This window comes from Micromonospora sp. DT44 (assembly GCF_049841635.1).
Lineage (GTDB): Bacteria > Actinomycetota > Actinomycetes > Mycobacteriales > Micromonosporaceae > Micromonospora.
In genome coordinates this window covers 1-1,154 of record NZ_JBNCKS010000142.1, presented here as the reverse complement: position 1 = coordinate 1,154, position 1,154 = coordinate 1, and the positions used below count along the sequence as shown (strand labels likewise).

The 1,154-nt window shown below is 73.2% G+C and carries 1 protein-coding gene; it reads left to right on the top strand.

Going from position 1 to position 1,154, the window contains the following annotated elements; all coding sequences use genetic code 11:
• The first annotated feature begins 191 nt into the window (after positions 1-191).
• The gene (locus tag ACLQ25_RS32660) at positions 192-665 is read left to right on the top strand and encodes a PH domain-containing protein (RefSeq protein ID WP_425734579.1); all 474 of its coding nucleotides are present in this window, start codon (positions 192-194) and stop codon (positions 663-665) included.
• The last annotated feature ends 489 nt before the right edge of the window (positions 666-1,154 follow it).

Genomic DNA, 1,154 nt, shown 5'->3' with positions numbered 1-1,154 from the left:
CGCGACTACTCCACGCAGCCTGTCAATCCCCCCTGAACAGCCCAAACAGGATGAGACAAGCTCCAGGATGTAGTGGCGTCAACCCGCCACCGATGCCACTAGATCCTGGATCGAGCACGATCTTGCGCCGGCGGGTGGCGCCTCGGCGGGTGGTGCGCGGGTGGGGCGGACGTGAGTGGCAGACTGGGGGAGTGAGTGACACCGAGCTGGTCCGCCTCAAGCCCCGCCGCATCCGGGTGGTGTGCTGGTCCGCGGCGATCGTGCTGGTGGTGGTGTTCGCCCTGGTCGCCACCTCGCTGACCGGGCCGACCGGCGATGGGTACGGCAGCTTCCAACGCGGTGACCAGATCGCCATGATCGGCCTCGGCATCTTTGGGGCACTGGGCTTCCTGCTGTTCACCCGCCCGCGCGTGGAAGCGGACGAGCGGCGCATCCGGGTGCGTAACGTGATCAGCTCCTACGAGCTGCCCTGGGAGGTCATCCGGGGTGTCCGCTTCGATCGCGGGGCGCCCTGGGCCAGCCTGGAGCTGCATGACGACGACCTGCTGCCGTTGATCGCGCTCCAGGCGGCCGACAAGGAGTTGGCCGTAGACGGGGTGCGCGCCCTACGCCGGCTGCACGAGGCCCACCAGGCCCGCCTCGCCGAACGCGCCGTCGGCAGCTAAGCGTCCGTCCCGCCGCCCTCGCGTCGCGTCCGTCCCGCCGCCCGAGTCCCGCGCCGTGTCCGCCCGAGCCCCGCGCCGTGTCCGCCCGCCCGAGCCCTCGCCCCGCCGGCACCCGCCCGTCCGCTCCGCCGACGCGCCCCAAGCCCCACGCCGGGGCAGCAACTTCCCCGAAACTGCTGCCTCCCAGCGGCGAGGTGCCGCAACTTCCCCGAAACTGCTGCCTCCCAGCCGCCAGATGCCGCAACTTCCCTGAAACTGCGCGGATCTTGAGGCCCGTCGAGCCCTCACCGAGCGCCAACGCGGGCGACCCTCGCCGGCCGCACGGCTTCGCCGGCCGCACGGCTTCGCCGGCCGCACGGCTTCGCCGGCCGCACGGCTTCGCCGGCCGCACGGCTTCGCCGGCCGCACGGCTTCGCCGGCCGCACGGCTTCGCCGGCCGCACGGCTTCGCCGGCCGCACGGCTTCGCCGGCCGCACGGCTTCGCCGGCC